This is a genomic window from Bacteroides sp. 519 (assembly GCF_010500955.1).
GTDB lineage: Bacteria > Bacteroidota > Bacteroidia > Bacteroidales > Bacteroidaceae > Bacteroides.
On the sequence record NZ_QVMJ01000007.1, the window covers coordinates 61,961 to 84,678 of the forward strand.

Sequence of the window (22,718 nt, forward strand, 5' to 3'; positions counted from 1 at the left end):
GTCTTTTTAATTATTGATAAGGGTTTTTCTTCATTTTAGGATTGTTATTGACCCATCCTTGATCAATATCAGCATAATAGTGTCGGTCTTCGAAATGTAAGTTATTCCGGTATAAGAAATCCATACTAACTTCTTCAAAGAACCATTTTCCATCATTAGGATCGCCTGGAGCTACTACCAAGTAAGGGAACAGTCCTCTGCGTTTTGCTGTTTCTTTTTCTCTGTTCCATACCTTATCGGCCAAACGCCAACGTTTCATATCCCAGAAGCGATGATCTTCAAAAGCAAACTCTACACGACGTTCGTGAACAATATTTTCAAAAGTAACCGTTGTTAAAGCTTTTACACCTGCACGTTCGCGTACTTTATTGATGTATGGTAGTGCATCTTCGGCTTTATTTGTCTCTACCAATGCTTCGGCTGCTATCAGATAAGCTTCGGCTATACGGAAATAGGTACTCCATGTATCAGAACCTGTAAAGGTTGATGATGCAGGTTTTTCATCCAAAAATTTAAGGATATTAAATCCTGTTTTGTTTACATTAATATCATTAGTCATGATTGGACCATTAATTGATGTAAGCAACTTGCCATTAACACTGTTTCCCATATCCCGGTATGAAGACCTGGTGGCTTCCCAGTTTCCTGCTTCATTTTTCACTAATTGACCGGCTTGAAGCACTATTTCTGCGCCATTAAAGTAAGAACCCGGATATAATACGGTACCAGCTAAACGAGCATCGCGTGTTTCGAAAGGTTCGGATGCTGTATTGTAAAACACTGGTTCTTCAATGGTTCCGAAGTTAAACTTAGCCCCTTGTCCTGGAGTTTCAGCGTCAATTGGTTCAAACTCTTCGACCAGGTTTAACAGTATCGATAAACGACAAGAAGTGGCTTCGCCTGCAATAGATCTTGGTATGCAATCTTTAGTAAAATAATGCTTGCTGATAGGAACTTGATAATCGCGCGACCATATTACTTCTGTATTATTTGTTTTAACAGAAACTGCTTCGTAAAAGTTACGTCCCTTATCTGTATTGGTTTGCAATTCATAAGGGCTATTCTCTATTACTTCTTTAGCTGCTGCCAGTGCTTTTTGATAATAATCGGCAGCTTTACCGGCATCAATGCCAACAGCCCCACCCTCAACAGTTAAATTAGGATGATTTACATTGTATTTAGCTAAAGAACCAGCATATAAAGCAGCACGAGCTTCTAACATTTTAGCTGTCCATTTATTGGCACGAGCCGAATATTTGTTGGTACTGGCCGACAACATTCCCGGAGCAGCAATCTCGCTACATTCTTTAATTATATAATCGTAAATTTCGGCTTCGGTAGCACGTGGAAACTGCAAGGTAGTAACATCTGTACCCGAAATGTATTCAAGTACTTCATCGCCCACAATAGGCATACCCCCTAAACTTCTTGCTGTACAAAAATAGCACCATGCACGAATAAAACGGGCTTCGGCTATCAATGCATTTTTTTCATCTTCGGTAAGTTTGGTTGCTCCTTTTATACCTTCCATAAACTCGTTTGTGTTACGGATAAGTGTATAATCGTATACTCTCCACCAGTTGCGGTCGAACGAACCAATATCATCTCTGTCGTGACGAACAGCTTCGTCTAAGAACGAATAATGATTTACATCACCTCCAGCATGTTGCCCCCATGTGATGCGACCATACATATTAGCTAAAGCAGATTTAATAAGTTTAGGGTCGTTGAACACCTGGTCGTAGCTTAGAATTTTGTTGGGATCCTGGTCCAGAAAACCAGAGCATCCTGTCAATAAAGCTGCTAGCGTTATTGTTATAAGCAATATATATTTTTTCATATTCTACTAATTTTAAAATTTAAGATTGAAACCAACATTTATAACACGCATGGTAGGGTATCCTAATCCGTTATCATCTTGTTGTTCTGGGTCAACTCCTTGTACGTTCGATATAGCAAATAGGTTGGTTCCCGAAACGTAAATACGTAGACTACCAATCTGTGCTTTCGACACAATGCTTTGTGGCAAGGTGTAGCCAATTTCCAGATTTCTAAGTTTCATGTACTTCACATTGTGTTTCCAGAAGGTACTTCCCCAGAAGGTATTATCGCCATCACGATCTTTCAGAGCCATTGGGTATTTACCCGGAATCAGTTCGCTGTTTGCATCCCAAGGATCAGATAGATGCCAACTATCGTCTAACAACCACTGTGGACTATTACCATTGTTTTGGAAAGCACGTGCTTGTTCCCATTGTTGGAAATAGGTAGATAAGAATGTACCTGTAAAGTCGGCTGCTAAGTCGAAACCTCTCCACGATGCTGCCAGATTAATACCGTAGTTGAAAGTAGGTGTAGCATCCTGACGGTATCCGATTGGTCGCTCGTCCATGCCATTAATTACTCCGTCGCCATTGATATCTTTGTATTTCACATCGCCCGGCATAACTGTTCTGTTTCCTTGGCGGTCGTTATCAATAGGATAACTGGCAATTTCTTCCCAGCTTTGGAACTGACCAATTGCTTCCAAACCCCAGTTCAGGTATCCGTAACGTTTTACAATACTGTTTCTATATTTATCCCATGAGTTACCTCTGCGGTCGTCGTAGCGTTCCCAGTCGTAAAAACGTGCATAAGTAGCGTTTACACCAACGCTGTAGTTTACATCACTCACTTTATCGGACCAGGTTATCATACCATCAAACCCTCTGTTTACAGTTGAATTGAGGTTTTCGTAAGGCAACGAGAATCCTGCTTCCGATGGAATGATAATGTCCCATCTGCGTTCCGGACTTCCGGTTTGCTTCCGGTTGAAATAACTCAATTGTGCTCTCAAACGGTTATTAAAGAATCCTGCATCAAAACCAATATCGAAAATCTTGGCTTCCATCCACGATAGTGTTCTAATGGGTAATCCACGAGGTTCCGATCCTGTGATGTAATCTCCATCAAGTACTGTACCTCCTTTATCGAAATTATATCCGGCTAAGAAGTCGAAAGCACTATAATTGGGGGTGTCGTCGTTACCTACCAAACCATACGATGCACGAATCTTAAGATCGTTAAATACATTGGCTATTTTGCTTTCTTTCCAGAAGGCTTCTTCCGAAATTCTCCATCCTATCGAAGCTGATGGGAAGAATCCCCAACGGTCTCCCGGAGGAAACTTCCACGAGCCATCGTAACGTCCGGAAAGTTCGATCAGGTATTTTTCGGCATAGTTGTAGTTTATTCTACCTACCCATCCCATACGAGCTTCGGGATTGTCGAGTGCTTCTGTAAATTCTTTAATTTCGTTTTGTTTGATGTTACTCATGCTATTTGCTGTAGGTGTAGACACGATTCTGGAGTGCGGTCTTTTACGTTTAATTGCTTCTAATCCGGCAACAGCATTAACAGAATGATATCCAAACTTATTGTCGTAAGCCAACTGAATGTTCGAGGTCATTTCCTCTACATTTTCGTGTACACGTTCGCGATAAGGAGTATTCATTGTGTAACTGGTGTAATACTCTTGGCTTTCTTTATTGTATTTGTAAAGTTCGTAAGTAAACTCTTGGTTGTTGAACGTTTTATTTGCAAAATAATAACTCACCAACGCTTTTGCTTTCAGCCCTTTAACAATTTCATACTCGGCATTTGCATTCAGTTGCATTACACGCCAGTCTTCTGTCATTCTACCCGATCTGTCGTAATTCAATACAGCAAAGTTTGTTTGCTTATCGTCTAGTTCTTGTGGATAGTTAGGATTTCCATTGGCATACGCGCCCAACACCGGAATGTTTCTTAATACTGCAAAACGAGGCAACCAATAGTCGTCGCCACCCGGAACCCCAGGGTTCTCGCGCGATTCAACGCGGCCATTAACACCTGCTCCGATCTTCAACCGGTCGTTAATCTGCACATCAATGTTCATCTGTACGTTTGTACGTTCAAAACCACCATAACTGCGCACAGTAGCATCTTGTTGCAAATGTCCGATAGATACATAATAGTTGGATTTTTCAGAACCTCCGGTAATGTTAGCGTTAATGTACGATTGAGGAGAGGTATTCCAGATATAATCATACCAGTCAAACCCTTGATATCCGGGTTCTGTTCCTGCCATCCACTTGTCATACTCTTCGCGAGGATACAATCGCTGATCTTCCTTCATACGACCTTGTGCAATTAACATCGTTTCGGACTGCACATACCTTTTAACATAGGTTTTCGCATCGGCAGGTTCGGTAAATTTAAAGTTGCTTTGCCATCCATAGTATCCATTGATAGATACTGTGTTTTTTGAGCCTCTTTTACCTTTTTTTGTTGTAACAACCACAACCCCGTTAGCTGCACGTACTCCGTAGATTGATGCCGACGCATCTTTCAAAACCGAGATGTTTTCAATGTCGTTGAAGTCGATGTTGTTAAACTGTCCTTCATCAACCTGAATACCATCAATAACGTACAAAGGAGCTCCCATGTTACGAATCCTGATTTGTGTGCTTCCTCCGGGACGGCCGTCGGTTTGACGTGTATTCAACCCGGGAACCTTTCCTACCAGTGCTCCCGAAGCAGTTGCAGCCGAAGAACGTGCAATGTCTTTAGCTCCAACAGTTGAGATGGCACCTGTTAGCGTAGCCTTTTTTTGCGATAGCCCGAAACCAGTAACAACAACTTCGTCGAGTACGTTTGAGTCTTCGCTCAATGTAACTTTTACCTGGTTGCTACTGTTTACCTTTACAATTTGGGTGGTGTACCCAATAAATGACACTTCTAATGTGGCATCTTGTTCAATGTTTAGTGTAAACTCTCCATCAATGTCGGTAATGGTACCGTTTTGTGTGTTTTTCTCTCTAACGTTAGCCCCGATAATGGGTTCACCTGATGTGTCCAGGATGATTCCCTTCACAGTTCTTTTCTGCTGATTCACTTCTTCTACCTTTAAAGAGGTATCGGAAATGTCAACGTTCGCATAAGCATTACTATACGAAACCAGTAAAAACGAGAAAGCAAATGCACATAGTTTTATCCTACGTGTGCTATTGCTACCTCTGGAATAACTTTGCTTTTTTCCATTCATAGTTATTAAATTTAAAAATAAAATTATTTTTGGGCACCGGGGCAAAAGTATTCAACAAGGCCCAAAATGCGGGTACGATATTGAGCCAGAACAGTACGCTGACGTATTGCATAAGTATTAGAGGTACTAATCTGTCTCAAAACCGTACGTATAAAGAGCTGGGCTTTAGCTCAATGCTTCATTCTTTTTTGTGTCACGGTAATTCTTGGGAGTGGTGCCAAACCGTTGTGCAAATACTTTAAAGAAATGTCCGCGATTGTGGAATCCGGTTTTGTGCATAATTTCGTCGACCGAAAGGTTGCTGGTGATTAAAAGCCGCTCAACAGTAGATAATCTTTGCTCCTTTATTAACTCGCTGGGGGTTTTGGAAGTAATGTCTCTGGATTTGCGGTAGAGCTGACGTACACTGACACCCATGTTGGTACTTAATAGCTCGGCCGACAAACCCGGATTCGACAAGTTTTGTTCAATGCACCTCAGCAATTTGTCGATAAATTCTTGCTCTTCTACATGGGTTAACTTACCCGAGTGCAGTTCGAATGAGCTGAGTGGTGAGGTATAATACTCCTTTAAATCTTCTTTGCGTTGCAACAACCTGGTTACAATTTTTTCCAGATACTCTACATTGAATGGCTTGGTAACATACACTTCGGCTCCGGATTCTATACCACGTACTTGCTCTTCGGCATCGTTCCGGGCCGATAATAAGATAAAAGGTATGTGTTTCAGCAGTTTGTCTTTTTTTATCGACTTTAATAGAGAAATGCCATCAATATCGGGCATCATCACATCCGAAATGATAAGATCGGGTACTCTTTCTTTCAAAAACGGTAACACCTCGTTGGGATCATTGATAGGAAACACATTGTATTTTTCAATGAATATCTGCGATATAAACCATAACATAGCCGGTTCATCGTCTATCACCAGAACGCTTTGTTTGGTTTTATCAAAGGCAGGCAGGGTTATTCTTTCGGGCACCGGGAGTACATCATGCGATATAGGCGATAGTTCAACCGGTTCTATGGTAACCTCTTCTTTTGCTTCTGTTTTTTCGGTTTGAAGCTCAGGAAGAATAACTGTAAAGCTTGTAGTTTCATTCAAAACACTCTTTACTTGTATCTCGCCCTCGAGCAGCTGAACATTGTGATTACAGATGGCCAGCCCTAATCCGTTACGGGGCGAGAATTCTCGCTTACTCATAACCTCAAAATTGTCGAGTATGGTGTAGCGGTCGAATATTTTAGATATATTTTCTTCTTTGATTCCCTTGCCGGTGTTAGATATTACAATGTGAAGTTCCTTGTTTTCAATAAACAATTCAACCCATATTTTACCTTGGTCGAACGTATATTTAAACGCATTAGATATTAGATTCGTTATAATTTTGCTCAAACAACCGGCATCAGAGTTCCAGCTTATATTTTTAGCTATGTTTATATAATATTCGTATCCCTTGCTCTCGGCTATTTCCGAAAAAGACTCTGCTATGTTTCGGGTAAGTTCCGAAACAGATACTTTGTTGATATCCACCGTTTTGTGTCCGGTTTCCAGACGTCTGAATTCAATAAGTTCTTGTATCAATCCGTTTAACTTTTCGGCATTGTGTTTAATCAGGGTAGTGTATTTCTTTATATAGTTATCGGTACCTGTATAGGTAATAATTTTTTCGCAAGGCCCGGATATTAGTGTGAGTGGTGTACTTAATTCGTGGGTTATATTGGTGAAGAAACGAAGCTTCGACTCATAAATTTCTTCTTGCTTCCGGGTGTTTAGCTTCTCCATGATGCTATTCTGTTTAAACCGATACCATTTTGTACTAAGGTACACTGCTGTTAAAATAAGCAGAATAATCAATACCGTATATATAAGGTATGCCAGATTGGTACGATACCAAGGTGGTAATATACGGATATGAAGAGATTCTGTTTCGCTCTCTTCGCCCGTAATATTATTTCTGTATTTTACCTGTAGTACGTAGTTTCCGGGAGCAATGTTTGTAAACGAAGCCTGGTTAAACGACCCGTTCTTGATCCAGTTTTCACTTAATTCGTTAATCTTATAATAATAGGTGTAATCGTTTCCGTTAATATAGTCGATGGCAGTGAAGCCTACCGAAAAAATATTCTGATTGTATTTTAGCTGAAGTTCTTCTTTATTGCCACTGTTACTCAAGTAATCATAGTAATTGCACTCTTTACCAAAAATAGATAGTTGATTGAACTGAATGGAAGGATGATACGTGTGTTGCGAATACTCGTTTTCGAAAATAGTAATGTAGCCATTAACTCCGCCAAAGAAAAGTATATTGGTTAGTGGATCTTTAAAACTGGCACCATCACTGAATTCGGACACTTCAAACTCATTTTGCTGTTTGTAAGTACGAAAAGTGTTGCGTTGGGTATTGAATTCAACCACTCCATGATTGGTACTAAGCCACAGGTTGTTATAGCTATCTCTTAATATGCCATGTATGGTTTTATGGGGCAAACCGTTGCTATCATTGAGCACCGTATCCATGTTGTTTGATAATTGGGTCAGGCCATAACTTGTGCCAAACCAATATCCGTTATCGGTTTGAGTTATTGAGAAAACGTCATTGAGGTTTAGGTTTGTTCCGTGTTCATCGAACGTAAATGTTTCTATGTTATGTGTATTGTTATTTACTCTAAAGGCTCCATGACCGCGGTTGCCAAACCATATAATAGAATCGTTTTCCTGATAGGAGGTAAAAAAATAATTAGACGACATCTTTCCTCCACCAAACACAAACCGGTTTGCGTTTGTTATTTCGGGCACATCCGGCGTACCTTTCAGCTTGGCTTTTACAATACCTTCGCCCAAGGTTGCTATCCACAGGGTGGTGTCGTTGAACTCGCATATCGAATGCACATATTTAACAGGTTTGTCGTTGATTGTGATATGGATGTTTTTTATCTTCCGGTCTTTGTACGAATAGTAATTAATACCATCTTCGCTCCCTATCCAAAGTATATTCTTTTTGCTTTTGGCAAAAACATATACTGAGTTATCTTTTAAAAGGCTGTTTGATGTGAGGATTTGCTGGGGAGTGTTTCCACTATTAACCAGTACATCGTAGTTGGGTATCCTGATAATTCCATTGCCTTTTGTACCTATCCACAAGGTTCGTTCTTTATCAATAAAAAGGGCTCTGGCCGGATTGTTGACAGGAAAATCAAAAGTTGAAAAAAGAGTTGATTTAATGGTGTACTGGTTTATGAAGTACATAAAAACGCCCTGTCCATCGGTGCCTACCCATATAATATCCTGAAAACGATCTTTCATCAAACAAAAGATACCCGATTTTATATCGATTTCGTGTACCAGAAAACGCGTTTTAAGCTCGGGTGTGTTTTGTAGTTGAATGAGTCCGCTGGTTTTAAAACCGATGAAATAATCGTTCTGGTATTTCAAAAAGCAAGATACTTCGCCCAACTTTGCAATTTCAGTGTGCAGGTTGCGTATGTAGCTTTTTCTTTTAGATACAGTATCGTACTCGTATAAATCGTGGTTGCTGTCGATGAAATGAAAGAGGTTTTCATTATAGAAACACCAAAGCACTTCTTCGGTATGGTTAAAGTAATTCCGGGTTTCCAATCTGATTTCCAAACCCTTACGGGTGAGTTCGTAGCTACGGTATTTTCCTCCCTTCGCGAAAAACCAAAGTGTATTCTGATCATCGACTGCCATTTCCAGCAAATCTTCAAATACAAAGTCTTCAATGTAAACCCGGTGAAAAGATTCGTCGGATTGTTCATAAAAGTACAAATAGTTATCTTCTTTGGCTATGTAAATTTCATTTCGGGAGTTCTTTATCAGTTTATTGTTCTCATTAAATTCTTTATAAGAGCAAATGGTTTGTGTACGACTATCGAACCGGTCGAGCCCATAGTTGGTTTGTACCCATAGTGTATTGTTTCCGGCATCAATAATGGCACCTATTAGTTTACCCGAAAGATTATTTTGGCTGTTAATTGAATTATATACTTGGAATTTTACTCCATCGAACATATTTAGTCCCTCGCATGTGCCAAACCACATAAGTCCGTTATTGTCCTGGCACATCGATAAAATGGCACTGTTAGACAAACCGTTCTTACTTGAGTACTCTCGTAAATTGTATGCTAATGCTGAGGTGCTGACTAAAGACAATAAAACAATGACACACCAAGGCTTGATTGGTGAAAAGAATGTTTTCATAATATGTATATTGATTTCTATTAAAAAGGAATTTATTATGCAAAAATAGACACGCTAAAATCAATATACAATCCTATTAATACGTCAAAAGTACGTTATTCTGCCAAAAGAGTTCCACTCAAATAACGAGCTGCCCTGCATACTTTTCTGCCCGGATTCTGTACACATCAGCATTCTCTTTTCGTGTAGCTTTGTTGCCATACAACCACCTAATCATAAAATTAATAAGTATGCAGAAAAAACAATTAGTAACAATGTTAGTTGCAGGTGTTCTATTTGGATGCACAACAAACAACTACGAAACTAAAGAACAAGAAGATGATGTTGGAAAAGCACGGATAACGATGGATTCCATTTATGTGCATTATGCCGCTCCGGATACCAAACTTCTACGAGAGAATTGTCCTTTCGACGATCGATACCGGGCAACTTATCTGGCAGCAGAAGAGAGTAACCTACCCAACGAGTATTCTTATTTATGGCCTTACTCCGGAACTTTTTCGGCAGTGAATGCCCTTTATGAATCAACTCGTGATGATAGATTAAAAAAAATACTTGATAAACAGGTATTGGTCGGGCTGGAAGAGTATTTCGACACAAAGCGAGTTCCCTACGGATATGCTTCGTACATTCGTACAGCTCCCGAGTCGGATCGTTTTTATGATGATAATATATGGTTAGGCATCGATTTCACCGACATATACACAATGAGCAACGAAGCGCATTACCTTGAGAAAGCCAAACTTATCTGGGATTTTGTGCTTAGTGGTAAAGACAACAAGCTTGACGGAGGTATTTATTGGTGCGAGCAAAAAAAAGAATCAAAAAACACTTGCTCTAATGCACCGGCATCTGTATTTGCTTTCAAACTATTTAAAGCAACCGGTGATAGTGTTTATTTTAAAACCGGACAGGAGTTATACAAATGGACCCAGACACACCTGCAAGATGAATCGGATAAATTGTATTTCGACCACATTGCCTTGGATGGGAAAATAGGTAAAGCAAAATATGCCTACAACAGTGGTCAGATGATGCAAGCTGCTGCTTTATTATATAAGCTAACCCAGAAGCAGGAATATTTAACCGAAGCGCAAGATATAGCAAAAGCGTGCTACAGTTATTTCTTTCACGACTTCACCACACCAAACGGCGATAAATTCAACATGTTGAATAAAGGAGATACGTGGTTTACTGCTGTAATGCTACGTGGTTTTATCGAACTTTATCGTATTGATGAAAACAAAGAATACATAACTGCTTTCAAGAAAACTCTGGATTATGCCTGGGATTATGCACGAGACGATAACGGATTGTTCTACACCGATTTCAGTGGTAAGAAACAGGAAAAGAAGAAATGGCTACTTACACAGGCTGCCATGGTAGAGATGTATGCTCGTTTGGCAACTGTAGAGTTATAGCTCTAAGATTCGGTTGGTTCAGTTAGTGGCTGAGTTGAACCAAAATAAAAACACAGAGTCACAGAAACACGGAGCTTTTCCTTGTGCTGAACACGGAGGCTTCGCTTTTGTCAGACAATAACTCTGTGTTCAGCACAAGGAAAAGCTCCGTGTTTCTGTGACTCTGTGTTTTATTTCAATTCCAATCTGATTTGAACCAAATATGAATAAAGCGAAGCGATAACTCCTTCCATTCTACAATAATAAATAAACTCTTTAAAATTTTAGAAGAACCATGAAGAAAAAAACTTTTTTGTTACTTGTATTAACGTTAACTACCACAATCTCTTTTGCCCAGTGGAAACCGGCAGGAGATAAAATTAAAACCAAATGGGCCGAAGAAATTAATCCTAACAACGTACTTCCCGAATATCCACGCCCTATTATGGAAAGAAACCAATGGCAAAACCTGAATGGTTTATGGGATTATGCCATTCTGCCACTTGGCGAAAAAGAGCCAAACAACTTTGATGGCAAAATACTGGTACCTTTTGCAGTAGAATCAAGTCTTTCGGGTGTACAAAAAGAACTGGGAAAAGAAAAAGAGTTATGGTATAAACGTACGTTTACTGTACCATCGAACTGGCGCGGAAAAAATATTCTGTTGCACTTTGGGGCTGTAGACTGGAAAGCAGACATTTATTTGAATGATGTAAAGATTGGATCGCACACTGGTGGATTTACTCCTTTTTCGTTCGATATAACTTCATTCCTAACCTCGGGAAACCAAAAACTGGTTGTAAAAGTATGGGATCCAACCAGTCAAAGCGATATACCACGCGGCAAACAGGTTACCAACCCAGAAGGTATATGGTATACCCCAGTATCTGGTATTTGGCAAACAGTATGGTTAGAACCAGTTAGCCCTAAGCATATTTCGCATATCAACTCTATACCAAACATCGACAGCAATAGTTTAAAGGTAGAAGTACAAACCGAAAATACAACTTCGTCGGATTTGGTATTGGTTGAAATTAAAGACAACAACAAAGTAATTGCATCGGCAAAGAGTGTAGCAGGTCAAACCCTCGATCTTCATGTGCCGGCTGCTAAATTATGGACTCCCGATTCTCCTTTCTTGTATGATGTTACTGTTAGCTTACTAGAAAAAGGTAAAACGGTAGACAAGGTAGAAAGTTATGCAGCTATGCGTAAGATTTCTAAACGTAAAGATGCTGATGGCGTTGTTAGAATGCAACTCAACAATGAAGATTGTTTCCATTTTGGTCCACTCGACCAAGGTTGGTGGCCCGATGGACTCTATACAGCTCCTACCGATGAAGCTTTAAAATACGACATTATCAAAACAAAGGATTTTGGTTACAATATGATTCGTAAACATGTAAAGGTTGAACCTGCACGTTGGTACACACATTGCGACCGTTTGGGTATTCTTGTTTGGCAGGATATGCCTAACGGAGGACCATCGCCACAGTGGCAGATGCACCAATACTTCGACGGAAAAGAGGCTGTACGTAGCATTGAGTCCGAAAATAATTTCCGGAAAGAATGGAAAGAGATTATGGATTACCTGAAACCTTATCCTTCTATCGCTGTGTGGGTTCCTTTCAATGAAGCATGGGGACAGTTTAAAACTGTAGAAATTGTTGAATGGACAAAATATTACGATCCTTCGCGATTGGTTAATCCTTCGAGCGGTGGTAACCATTATAAAACCGGCGATATACTGGATTATCACAAATATCCGGCACCCGAAATGATGATGTACGATCCTGAAAGAGCAACTGTTATTGGCGAATATGGTGGTATTGGATTACCTATGCAAGGACATTTATGGCAAACCGATCGCAATTGGGGATATACTCAATTCAAAACTCCTCAGGAAGTTACAACCGAATATGTTAAGTATGTAGATATGCTTATGAAATTAATCCCCAGAGGCATATCGGCAGCTGTTTATACACAAACCACCGATGTGGAAGGTGAAGTAAACGGATTAATAACCTACGATAGAAAAGCTATTAAGGTAATTGAAAGTGAGGTAAAAAGAGCCAATGAGAGAGTTTGCAGATCGTTGAATAAATAAACGCTGATCGTTGTTGGTAGAAAGCCAACAGTTTCACAGTAGGAAACCAACGGTTTCATGGTAGGAAACTACTAGTTTCACGGTAGGAAACCAACAGTTTCCTATATAGGAAACTACTAGTTTTCTACGTATGAAACTGTTGGTTTTCTATATATGAAACTACTTGTTTCACTGTACAAAACAAGAATGAAACTAGTTGTTTCATGCGCATCTCGCGTGCTGGCAATGCTGTAATGATATTTGCCAGCACACTTTGCCAGCACGCTTTAATAATCTATTAATCAAATAGATAAGTGGCGGTGTGCTGGCAGTGCTGGCAAATTTCAGTTTTTAAACTTCTAGGAGGTGAAATACAATGTAGGATTTCCTGATGTGTTCTGCATGAAATAATACATTGCAAACCATCATCAGGGGACCATCAGACTATCAGGGGACCCACAAGGGATCCCCCTACATTGTATATATACCTCACTTTATCTCCTTTACCTCTCCTCTACCTCACTTTACCTCTACCTCACTTTACCTCCTTCCCTTCCCAAATTTTGAATAAAAAAACATTTAGTGTGTGATATTTCCAAAAACAGAGCGACATATGAAGAAAATATTAATTCTATTACTATCTTTGCTAACCTGTCGTGGGTTTGCCTAAAAAACAAATAAAAAATGAAAGATTTTCTTAAGTACACACTAGCTACAATAACCGGCATCGTTTTATCCGGCGTAGTAATCTTTATCATCGGGATCTTTACCGTAGTAGGTATGCTATCAAATACCAATACCGAAACTGTAGTAAGCAAAAACTCGGTTATGATGTTAAACCTCAATGGTATGCTGTCCGAACGTTCTGTCGACATTCCTTTTGCCGAACTTCTGGGACAGGATGTTTCCTATGGTTTAGACGATGTTCTTGCATCAATTAAAAAGGCCAAAGAACACGATGACATCAAAGGAATTTATATTCAGGCCAATGCATTAGGTGCATCCTTTGCATCTTTGCAGGAAATACGCGACGCACTTGTCGATTTTAAAACGTCGGGTAAGTTTATTATTGCTTATGCCGATACTTATACCCAAAGACTGTACTATCTTTCGAGTGTTGCCGATGAAGTATTATTAAATCCGAAAGGCGCCATTGAGTGGAGAGGTATAGCATCGCATCCGGTTTTCTATAAAAACCTGTTAGATAAGATAGGGGTAGAAATGGAAATATTTAAAGTAGGTACATACAAATCGGCTGTTGAACCTTATATAAATACAGAAATGAGCGATGCAAACCGCGAACAGGTAACAGTATATATCAATTCTGTTTGGGATGAATTGCTGGACGATGTTTCTGCATCAAGAAACATATCGAAAGACGATTTGAACATGATTGCCGACAAGATGTTAATTTTTCATGCAGCCGAAGAAAACATTAGATATGGTTTAGCCGATACATTGATCTATAAAAACAATGTTCGTGATTACCTGAAAACAAAAGTTGGTATTGATAAAGATACACGCTTAAACCTGCTCACCCTCGAAGACATGGTCAACGTTAAACGCAATGTTCCTAAAGATAACAGTGGAAATATTGTAGCAGTATACTATGCCTTTGGTGGTATTGATATGGGCGATTCATCACCCGGTTCCGAAGAAGGTATTGTTTCATCAAAAGTTATCCACGATTTACGCAAACTTAAAGAAAACGAAAATGTAAAAGCTGTTGTTTTGCGTGTTAATTCGGGAGGAGGAAGTGCTTACGGTTCCGAACAAATATGGCATGCAGTAAGAGAACTCAAAGCCGAAAAACCAGTTATCGTTTCAATGGGTGATTATGCTGCATCGGGTGGCTACTATATATCGTGTGATGCCGATTACATTGTTGCCGAACCTACTACACTAACCGGTTCGATTGGAATTTTTGGTATGATACCTAATGTAGAAGGACTCACCAAGAAACTGGGTATAGGGTTTGATGTGGTGAAAACAAACAAGTTTGCCGATTTTGGTGCAGTTGGCAGAGGATTGAATAACGACGAAAAAGTTTTGCTACAGAAATATGTAAATGATGGATACGATTTATTCCTGACCCGTTGTGCCGAAGGACGAAATATGCCCAAAGAAGAATTGGCAAAATATGCCGAAGGTAGAGTATGGACAGGAGCTACAGCTAAAGATTTAGGTTTAGTAGATGAGTTGGGCGGACTGGATCGTGCTTTGGAAATAGCTATTGAAAGAGCTGAAATTGACAAATATACAGTGATGAGTTATCCTGAGAAAAAGAGTTTTTGGAATTCATTAATGGAAACAAGCTCTACAAACTATGTTGAAAGCCAGATCATGAAGAATAATCTGGGCGAGTATTACAAACAATTCAGCATATTGAAGAATCTTAAAGATGTAGAATTTCTACAGGCAAGTATGCCGTACGACTTGAATATCAAATAATATTAATGGCAAACCATCGTATTCAAATTAATAGGTGGCTGTACCCTCTGTCCTGGCTTTATGGCATGGGGGTGCGCTTTAGAAATAAACTCTTCGACTGGAAAATTTTCCGGTCGGAGAGTTTCGGCATTCCAGTAATTAATGTTGGAAACCTGGCAGTAGGCGGTACAGGAAAAACCCCTCATATTGAATACCTGGTTAAGATTCTTAAAAGCAACAACGCTGTAGCCACTTTGAGTCGTGGATACAAACGAAAAACCAGCGGTTATGTTGTTGCCGACAGCACAAGTACGGCACGTACAATAGGCGATGAACCATTCCAGATTAAATCAAAGTTTCCCGAAATAACAGTTGTAGTAGATGAAAAACGGGTCAGAGGAATTGAAAACCTGATGAAAAGAAAAGACCCGGCTGTGGATGTGGTATTACTCGATGATGCCTTTCAGCATCGCCACGTAGAACCAGGAATGAATATACTACTGACAGACTATAATCGTCTTTTTTGTGAAGACACCCTCCTACCGGCTGGTCGGCTTCGTGAACCAGTGAAAGGAAAAAACCGTGCACATATAGTTATTGTAACCAAATGTCCGGATACAATTAAACCCTTCGACTTTAATATTGCAGCAAAGTGCCTCAATCTTTATCCGTATCAACAATTGTATTTCTCCAGAATTAAATACGGCGAATTAACACCGGTATTCAAGGAGATGAATGTTCGCGAACGTACCCTGGAGCAATTAACAAGAAAAGAGAATATACTCTTAATAACAGGTATCGTATCTACCGATGATATGAAAAAGAAGATTAGAAGGAACAACCGCAACATTCACCATCTGTCGTTTGCCGACCATCATAACTTCAGCCACAAAGATATTAAACTGATTACAGATAAATACAATCAGTTAAAGTTGTTGAAAGAAGAAGTTATTATTATTACTACCGAAAAAGATGCTGCGCGATTTGTTTCTTTAAAAGGCCTCAGCGATGAATTGAAAGAACAGATGTATGCACTCCCCATTGAAATAGAGATATTACAAGATAAGCAGGATATATTTAACCAAAATATTACAGATTATGTTAGAAAAAATAAAAGAAACAGCCTCTTGGATAAAAAATAAAATGCATACCAGTCCTGAAACAGCGATTATTCTGGGAACCGGATTGGGTAGTCTTGTAACCGAAATAACCGATAAGTATGAAATAAGTTACGAAGATATTCCTAACTTTCCTGTTTCGACAGTAGAAGGTCATAGTGGCAAACTTATTTTTGGTAAGCTAGGCGAAAAAGACATCATGGCCATGCAGGGCCGTTTCCATTATTACGAAGGCTATTCAATGAAAGAAGTAACATTCCCTGTACGTGTTATGAAGGAGTTGGGTATTAAAACTCTTTTTGTATCGAACGCCAGCGGTGGTATGAATCCTGATTTCGAGATTGGCGATTTAATGATTATTACCGATCATATCAATCAGTTCCCCGAGCATCCTCTTCGTGGTAAGAACCTGTATGGCGACCGCTTTCCCGACATGAGCGAGGCGTACTCTAAAGATCTGATTGCCAAAGCAAAAAGTATTGCTAAAGAAAAAGGTATCCGCGTGGTCGAAGGTGTTTATGTTGGTACCCAAGGACCTACTTTCGAAACCCCATCCGAATACAAATTATTCCGTATCATGGGAGGCGATGCTGTTGGAATGTCTACTGTTCCCGAAGTAATTGTTGCCAACCATTGCAAAATCAAAGTATTTGGTATGTCTATCATTACCGACCTCGGAGTTGAAGGTAAAATAGTTGAGGTATCGCACGAGGATGTACAAAAGGCTGCTAATGCAGTTCAACCTTTGATGACAAGCATTATGCGCGAACTAATAAACCGCTCTTAATTATAATATGAGAACAGAAATAGCTACACTTGGTGAGTTCGGTCTTATCCGCCGGCTCACCAATGATATAAAGTTGCAGAACGACTCCAGCAAATATGGTGTTGGAGATGATGCTGCGGTACTCTCCTATCCGGATAAAGAAATACTCGTCAGCACCGACTTGCTGATGGAGGGTGTTCATTTCGATTTGACCTATACTCCTTTAAAGCACTTAGGTTACAAATCGGCCATTGTGAACTTCTCGGACATTTACGCCATGAATGGTACTCCCCGTCAGATTACTGTATCTGTTGCACTCTCCAAACGCTTTTCTATTGAAGATATTGAAGAGTTCTATTCTGGAATACGCCTGGCATGCCAACTTCATAATGTCGATATCATTGGTGGCGATACCAGTGCATCTTTAACCGGCCTTGCCATCAGCATAACATGCATTGGCGATGCAGATAAAGATAAAATTGTTTATCGCAACGGAGCAAAAGATACCGATTTAATATGTGTAACAGGCGATTTAGGTGCTGCCTATATGGGTTTGCAACTTCTGGAACGTGAGAAATCGGTATTCAAAGGCGAAGAAGATATTCAACCGGACTTTACCGGCAAGGAATATCTATTAGAACGTCAGCTGAAGCCCGAAGCCCGTAAGGATATCATCTGCAAGTTGGCCGAAGCAAATATTCTGCCTACTTCAATGATGGATATCTCGGATGGTCTTTCGTCTGAGCTGCTTCATATTTGTACACAAAGCGATGTTGGTTGTCGTATTTACGAGGAACATATTCCCATTGATTATGAAACTGCTGTAATGGCAGAGGAGTTCAATATGAATCTCACAACTTGTGCCTTGAACGGAGGTGAAGATTACGAACTTCTATTCACTGTTCCTATTGCTGATCATGAAAAAATGAAGGAGATTGAGGGTGTTAAACTTATCGGACATATAACCAAAAAGGATTTGGGCTGTGCACTTATTACCCGCGATGGCCAAGAGTTCGAGCTAAAGGCACAAGGATGGAATTCTTTACAAGAAGAAAAAAAGTAGTATTTGTTTAGGTTATATAAAAAAATACTCCTATCTTTGCATCCGCAAACGGTTAAGGTGCCATAGCTCAGTTGGTAGAGCAAAGGACTGAAAATCCTTGTGTCCCCGGTTCGATTCCTGGTGGCACCACTTAAGAAGAGTAGCAAAACGAAGCAAATCCCTGAAACATAGACAGTTTCAGGGATTTTTCTTTTTTGGACAACCCCGCGAAAATGGCAAAAAATGGCCATTTATAGAACATTTCTCTTTGTTCATTCATATGCTTTTTATTTCGGCGAAAAAAAGCAAACGAAACGGTATCTAATGTGCTGATTTGCCGAATTTTGCATACCGACAAACTCGTTTCATTTCCTTAATTTTGAACCATAAAAAAAGAGGTATTATGAAGCAAGAAATGATGAATGTTCTGGTCTACATTATTAAGACCCGAAAATTGAGAAACGGAGAATGCCCTGTATTACTTAGGGTAACTATTGACGGGGTTTACAGCGACATCCGTATTAACCGCAGCGTAAAAGAAGAAATCTGGGATGCAAAGTTAGGAATGTGCAGGGGAAAGAGCCGGGAAGCTAATGAGCTGAACGATTATATCCGTAGCCTACATACCCGTCTGTATGAAATTCATCGGAATATGGTATTGCAGGATGAGTATTTTACTCCCGAAATCTTATTGAAAAAACTCTTTAATAAGGAAACAACGAAAACCGTCCTTACATTTTTCAAAGAGCATAACGAGGATTGCCGACGGCGCATTGGGCTGGATTATGCCTACTCCACCATTAACAGATACGATAACTGTTATAAGTCCTTGCAAGTGGTAATAGAGAAAGAGTACGGAAAATCCGATATAACCTTTACCGAATTTACGTCCCAACTTATTCGGAAATATGAACTATATCTGACAGTTGATAAAGGGCTAAGTCAGAATACGCTTGTCAGATATATGAAAGTCATTAAAAAGGTCAGCACCCTTGCTCTGGCGACCGGATTATTGAAAAATGATCCCTTTGCAGGTATGAGATTCAAACAAGCTAAAACCAATCCGGTTTTCCTGACCAAAGAGGAGCTGGATATTATCACAACAAAAGAATTTACCCTACCGAGAATAGCATTAGTACGGGATGTATTTGTGTTCTGTTGCTACACAGGATTAGCATTCGTAGATGTAAGCAACTTAAAAAAGGAACATATCGTTTTAGACAACGAAGGTACTTACTGGATTCGTAAGTCGAGGGAGAAAACAGAAAATATGTGCGACATCCCGTTGCTTGACATTCCGTTGGAAATAATTCGCCGGTATGAGAATCATAGAATGTGTAAGTCAAAAGGTATTCTTCTTCCGGTTATGTGCAATCAGAAGATGAACTCGTACTTGAAGGAAATTACCGATTTCTGCGGGATTGACAAGGACGTTACCACGCACACAGCCCGCCATACTTTCGCCACGACTGTAACGCTTGCCAATGGTGTTGCACTTACAAATGTCGCTAAAATGCTGGGACATACCAGTACAAGAATGACGGAACATTATGCCAAAGTGCTTAATCACAACATCTATTCTGACATGAAAAAGGTTCAAAGCAAAATGAGTATGAGCGATACCCTTTAAGGAGAAAATTGCAAATTTAAAAGTAATACAGACGGGCGAGAAATCGCCCGTTACTTTTTTATGAATTTTATAGTGGTGAGAGAAAAAGCAAAAAGCCATTTAAACCTATTTGTATTCAACCCTTTTAAGCAAATCCGTATCTTTGCACTGAAGTATCAATAATATGGTAGTAGAAGATAAATTAGAAGCAGTTATCAAAGCTATGGAAACGGTTTTTGAATCCGTACCTTATGGCATCGACCATACAATGAAAGTTTTGGATAATGCTCGCCAGATTATAACGGAAGAAAAAACAGACCGCTTGCAATATGGAGTAATTATTGAATTAGCAGCTGTCCTGCATGATATAGGAGCGATAGAAGCCCAAAAGAAACATGGTAGCATGGAAGGACATTTTCAGGAACTGGAAGGAGTACCCATTGCAGCAGAGATTATGCAGGAACAAAATTACGACCAATCTATTGTTGATAGGGTATGCTATATCGTTGGCAATCATCATACACCCGAAAATATCGACGGAATAGATTTCCAAATACTCTGGGAAGCTGACTTGATAGAGAATATGCAGGTAATGGACTGCATTCAGAATGAAGCAACTCTGAAACAGTTTGTCGCAGATAATTTCAAAACACAGACTGGTAAAAATCTTGCTTTAAACAGATACCGTTAATGTCAAACCACATGAATATCAGCACGGGAACCAGCGGGCAAGCCAATTCCCGATATTCGTTTTCCTTACTTTTTCTATCAGTTGATGTTGGATAAGTATATTATTTATTCTTAATTATATTATTCCGATATCGGTATATCCTCGATCTATTGCAATATTGTTATTCTCTCAAAATCTTTCCCATAACCTTTCCTTTGGCCAGTTCATCAATCAGCTTATCTAAGTAACGAATCTGCCGCATCAGCTTCTCTTCAATCTCCTCCACCCGATAGCCGCAGATTACACCTGTGATTTTAGAAGCGTTTGGATTAATTCGAGGTGCCTCTGCAAAGAAGATTTCAAAATCGTTATTACTGTCGATCTGTTGTTGCAGCGTCTGCTTGTCATAGCCTGTCAGCCAATAAATAATCTTATCCACCTCTTCTTTAGTGCGACCTTTTTTCTCCGCCTTTTGAATATACATGGGGTAGATGTTCGCAAAAGGCATTTTATACACTTTGTTATTATCCATAATTATTCAAAAATGTTATACGCTAACTACTTTATCGAATCGGCTATCCATACAAGCACTAAGGTCGGTGGTAATGAACTTCCCGTTATAATACAGACTGAATATAGTTGCCGGAGTAGGAGAAGCTTTGGCTTCTTCCATACTGGTAAATTTAATGACCTTCAACGGAAGATTTCTTTTCTGTGCCGTTTCCTGCAATGAATTTTGAATGTGGTATTCCGTAAACGGACAACGGTTGGAATAATAGACCACGATGCCATTTTTATCGGGACATTCTCCGCTTAAGGTGCTCTCATTGAATGATGGGGTATCGGCTTCCGGCTTTAATTTCAGTGCGAGCAAGCTGAATCCGTAAGGAAGTGTTTGAACGGTTTCAAATCCTTGTCGGATAAACCATTTAGGATCGCTCATAAAGTGAAACTTCTTTGTCCCGACTACGGTTACTAAACCCTCTTTCCCTTGTCGCTTTGCATCGTCGATGGCTGTTTGAAGCAGAGCTTTGGCATACCCTTTCCCTTTATATTGCCCCGACACCCAGAAGCAATTTATCATAAGCCAATTAGGAGCATTGACAGGAACCCATGCCTTTTCCGCAAGAGTGTATTCGATGAACACCTTTGCACGCTCGTTCAATCGTCTGAAAACATACCCATTATCGAACTCCTTTTTCAACCACTCCTTTTTCAACTCGTAGCTGTCTTTACACTTTTTGCAAGAAAAGGCGCAGCAGATATGTTCTTTCCCAATATTCTCTTTGTCGAGTGTAATAAAGGTTGCTTCCATGTTATTTTATTAGTATTTGTTTCTTGCCTACAAAAATACCCATAAAAAAACACCTAACAAAATTGCTTGATAGGTGCTTTTCAATGAGTTGGATATAATTTCTGTTTACATTATAATTGTCGGTTCTTTGCGTGCCGAAAATGATCTGAGGAACATTGCCCCCGCCATTTTGTAGATAAACCCACCGTAGTTTCGTGCGTTTTCCGGACATACCGTAATACATCGTCCGCAGGAAATACATTTGCTTTTATCTGTTTTGCGGGGTGTTTCCAGTGCAATAGCCTGTGCCGGGCACTGTTTTACACAGGTGCCGCATTCGGTGCATTGTTTGCTGCCTTTGGGTTGCAGCGGCAGATTGCCGGGAACTTTGTAGGGACGGTTGCCTTTAGGCGTGATCTCCGGCAGTGCAGAAACGTCGGACGTCACCGCAATTAAAGCCGTACTTTTGTCGGCAAATTCCTTAATCAATTCCAAGTCTTTCTCATCCGGGCGATTGAGCCCAACCTTCGGAAATATGGAGTGCTGGGCAATGAACGCCCCTGCGGAAACGACTTTAAATCCGTTAGCCTCGACCACATCTTTCAATTCAAGCAGCGCATCATCGTAATCACGGTTACCGTAAACGCATACAATAACGGCAGGCGTTCCATTGCCCTTGAACTTGCCAAGTGCAGGCAACGCAATGGCGGGAATACGCCCGGAATAGACTGGCATTCCCACTACCAGTAAATCGGAACTGCCCATAACAATTTCCGTTTCAGGAGTTGTCCCCGTGATGTTATACTCCTTTTTACTGCCTTGCATTTGCTCCGCAATATGTCTCACAACACGCCGGGTTGTGTTGGTCGCACTGAAATAAACCAGATTGATGTTTTCTATTTTCATGCTTTCTTATTTTGATAAGTCCGATATATAATCTAATTTTGCTTGCATAATGCAAGTAATTCTGCAAATATACAAATTAACTTGCGAAATGCAAGTGATTGCAAAAATATA

At 39.9% G+C, this 22,718-nt stretch carries 14 protein-coding genes and 1 tRNA gene; 9 read left to right on the forward strand and 6 right to left on the reverse strand.

What is annotated here, in order from left to right; genetic code table 11:
- Positions 1 to 10: 10 nt before the first annotated feature.
- The 3 genes from D0T85_RS08470 to D0T85_RS08480 all read right to left on the reverse strand — a co-directional run bounded on the left by D0T85_RS08470 (position 11) and on the right by D0T85_RS08480 (position 9,286).
- Positions 11 to 1,840, reverse strand: coding sequence for a RagB/SusD family nutrient uptake outer membrane protein (locus D0T85_RS08470; RefSeq protein WP_163212233.1), 1,830 nt, complete (start codon positions 1,838 to 1,840; stop codon positions 11 to 13).
- A gap of 12 nt (positions 1,841 to 1,852) precedes the next feature.
- Complete coding sequence (locus D0T85_RS08475) at positions 1,853 to 5,065, reverse strand: TonB-dependent receptor (RefSeq protein ID WP_163212235.1); 3,213 nt, start codon at positions 5,063 to 5,065, stop codon at positions 1,853 to 1,855.
- 165 nt (positions 5,066 to 5,230) lie between these two features.
- Complete coding sequence (locus D0T85_RS08480) at positions 5,231 to 9,286, reverse strand: two-component regulator propeller domain-containing protein (protein ID WP_163212238.1); 4,056 nt, start codon at positions 9,284 to 9,286, stop codon at positions 5,231 to 5,233.
- Between the two features lie 230 nt (positions 9,287 to 9,516).
- On the opposite strand from D0T85_RS08480, the gene D0T85_RS08485 reads away from it, so the two are divergent.
- From D0T85_RS08485 to D0T85_RS08525, 9 genes are all read left to right on the forward strand, one after another.
- A complete protein-coding gene (locus tag D0T85_RS08485; RefSeq protein ID WP_163212240.1) occupies positions 9,517 to 10,707 on the forward strand; it encodes a glycoside hydrolase family 76 protein in 1,191 nt (396 codons plus the stop codon).
- A 274-nt stretch (positions 10,708 to 10,981) separates the two neighbouring features.
- Positions 10,982 to 12,793, forward strand: coding sequence for a glycoside hydrolase family 2 protein (locus D0T85_RS08490; RefSeq protein WP_163212242.1), 1,812 nt, complete (start codon positions 10,982 to 10,984; stop codon positions 12,791 to 12,793).
- 663 nt (positions 12,794 to 13,456) lie between these two features.
- Positions 13,457 to 15,223 (forward strand): signal peptide peptidase SppA, encoded by a 1,767-nt coding sequence (gene sppA / locus D0T85_RS08495; RefSeq protein WP_163212244.1) that lies wholly within the window; start codon positions 13,457 to 13,459, stop codon positions 15,221 to 15,223.
- Positions 15,224 to 15,228: 5 nt separating this feature from the next.
- A complete protein-coding gene (gene lpxK / locus D0T85_RS08500; protein WP_163212246.1) occupies positions 15,229 to 16,344 on the forward strand; it encodes a tetraacyldisaccharide 4'-kinase in 1,116 nt (371 codons plus the stop codon).
- Positions 16,301 to 17,107, forward strand: a complete 807-nt coding sequence (locus D0T85_RS08505) for a purine-nucleoside phosphorylase (protein ID WP_163212248.1) — start codon at positions 16,301 to 16,303, stop codon at positions 17,105 to 17,107. Before lpxK ends, D0T85_RS08505 begins: the two co-directional genes overlap by 44 nt.
- Before the next feature lie 7 nt (positions 17,108 to 17,114).
- Positions 17,115 to 18,149: a thiamine-phosphate kinase gene (gene thiL / locus D0T85_RS08510; RefSeq protein WP_163212250.1), complete on the forward strand. Its 1,035-nt coding sequence runs from the start codon at positions 17,115 to 17,117 to the stop codon at positions 18,147 to 18,149.
- A 56-nt stretch (positions 18,150 to 18,205) separates the two neighbouring features.
- A tRNA-Phe gene (locus D0T85_RS08515) sits at positions 18,206 to 18,278 on the forward strand.
- A gap of 253 nt (positions 18,279 to 18,531) precedes the next feature.
- Positions 18,532 to 19,758, forward strand: a complete 1,227-nt coding sequence (locus D0T85_RS08520; protein ID WP_163212252.1) for a site-specific integrase — start codon at positions 18,532 to 18,534, stop codon at positions 19,756 to 19,758.
- A gap of 163 nt (positions 19,759 to 19,921) precedes the next feature.
- Positions 19,922 to 20,428, forward strand: coding sequence for an HD domain-containing protein (locus tag D0T85_RS08525; RefSeq protein WP_239060672.1), 507 nt, complete (start codon positions 19,922 to 19,924; stop codon positions 20,426 to 20,428).
- Between the two features lie 160 nt (positions 20,429 to 20,588).
- Here the strand turns inward: D0T85_RS08525 and D0T85_RS08530 are convergent, their stop codons facing one another.
- From D0T85_RS08530 to D0T85_RS08540, 3 genes are all read right to left on the reverse strand, one after another.
- Positions 20,589 to 20,939: a DUF2200 domain-containing protein gene (locus D0T85_RS08530; RefSeq protein ID WP_163212254.1), complete on the reverse strand. Its 351-nt coding sequence runs from the start codon at positions 20,937 to 20,939 to the stop codon at positions 20,589 to 20,591.
- A gap of 15 nt (positions 20,940 to 20,954) precedes the next feature.
- Positions 20,955 to 21,722 (reverse strand): N-acetyltransferase, encoded by a 768-nt coding sequence (locus tag D0T85_RS08535; protein ID WP_163212256.1) that lies wholly within the window; start codon positions 21,720 to 21,722, stop codon positions 20,955 to 20,957.
- A 105-nt stretch (positions 21,723 to 21,827) separates the two neighbouring features.
- Positions 21,828 to 22,607: an EFR1 family ferrodoxin gene (locus D0T85_RS08540; RefSeq protein ID WP_163212258.1), complete on the reverse strand. Its 780-nt coding sequence runs from the start codon at positions 22,605 to 22,607 to the stop codon at positions 21,828 to 21,830.
- Between the last annotated feature and the right edge of the window lie 111 nt (positions 22,608 to 22,718).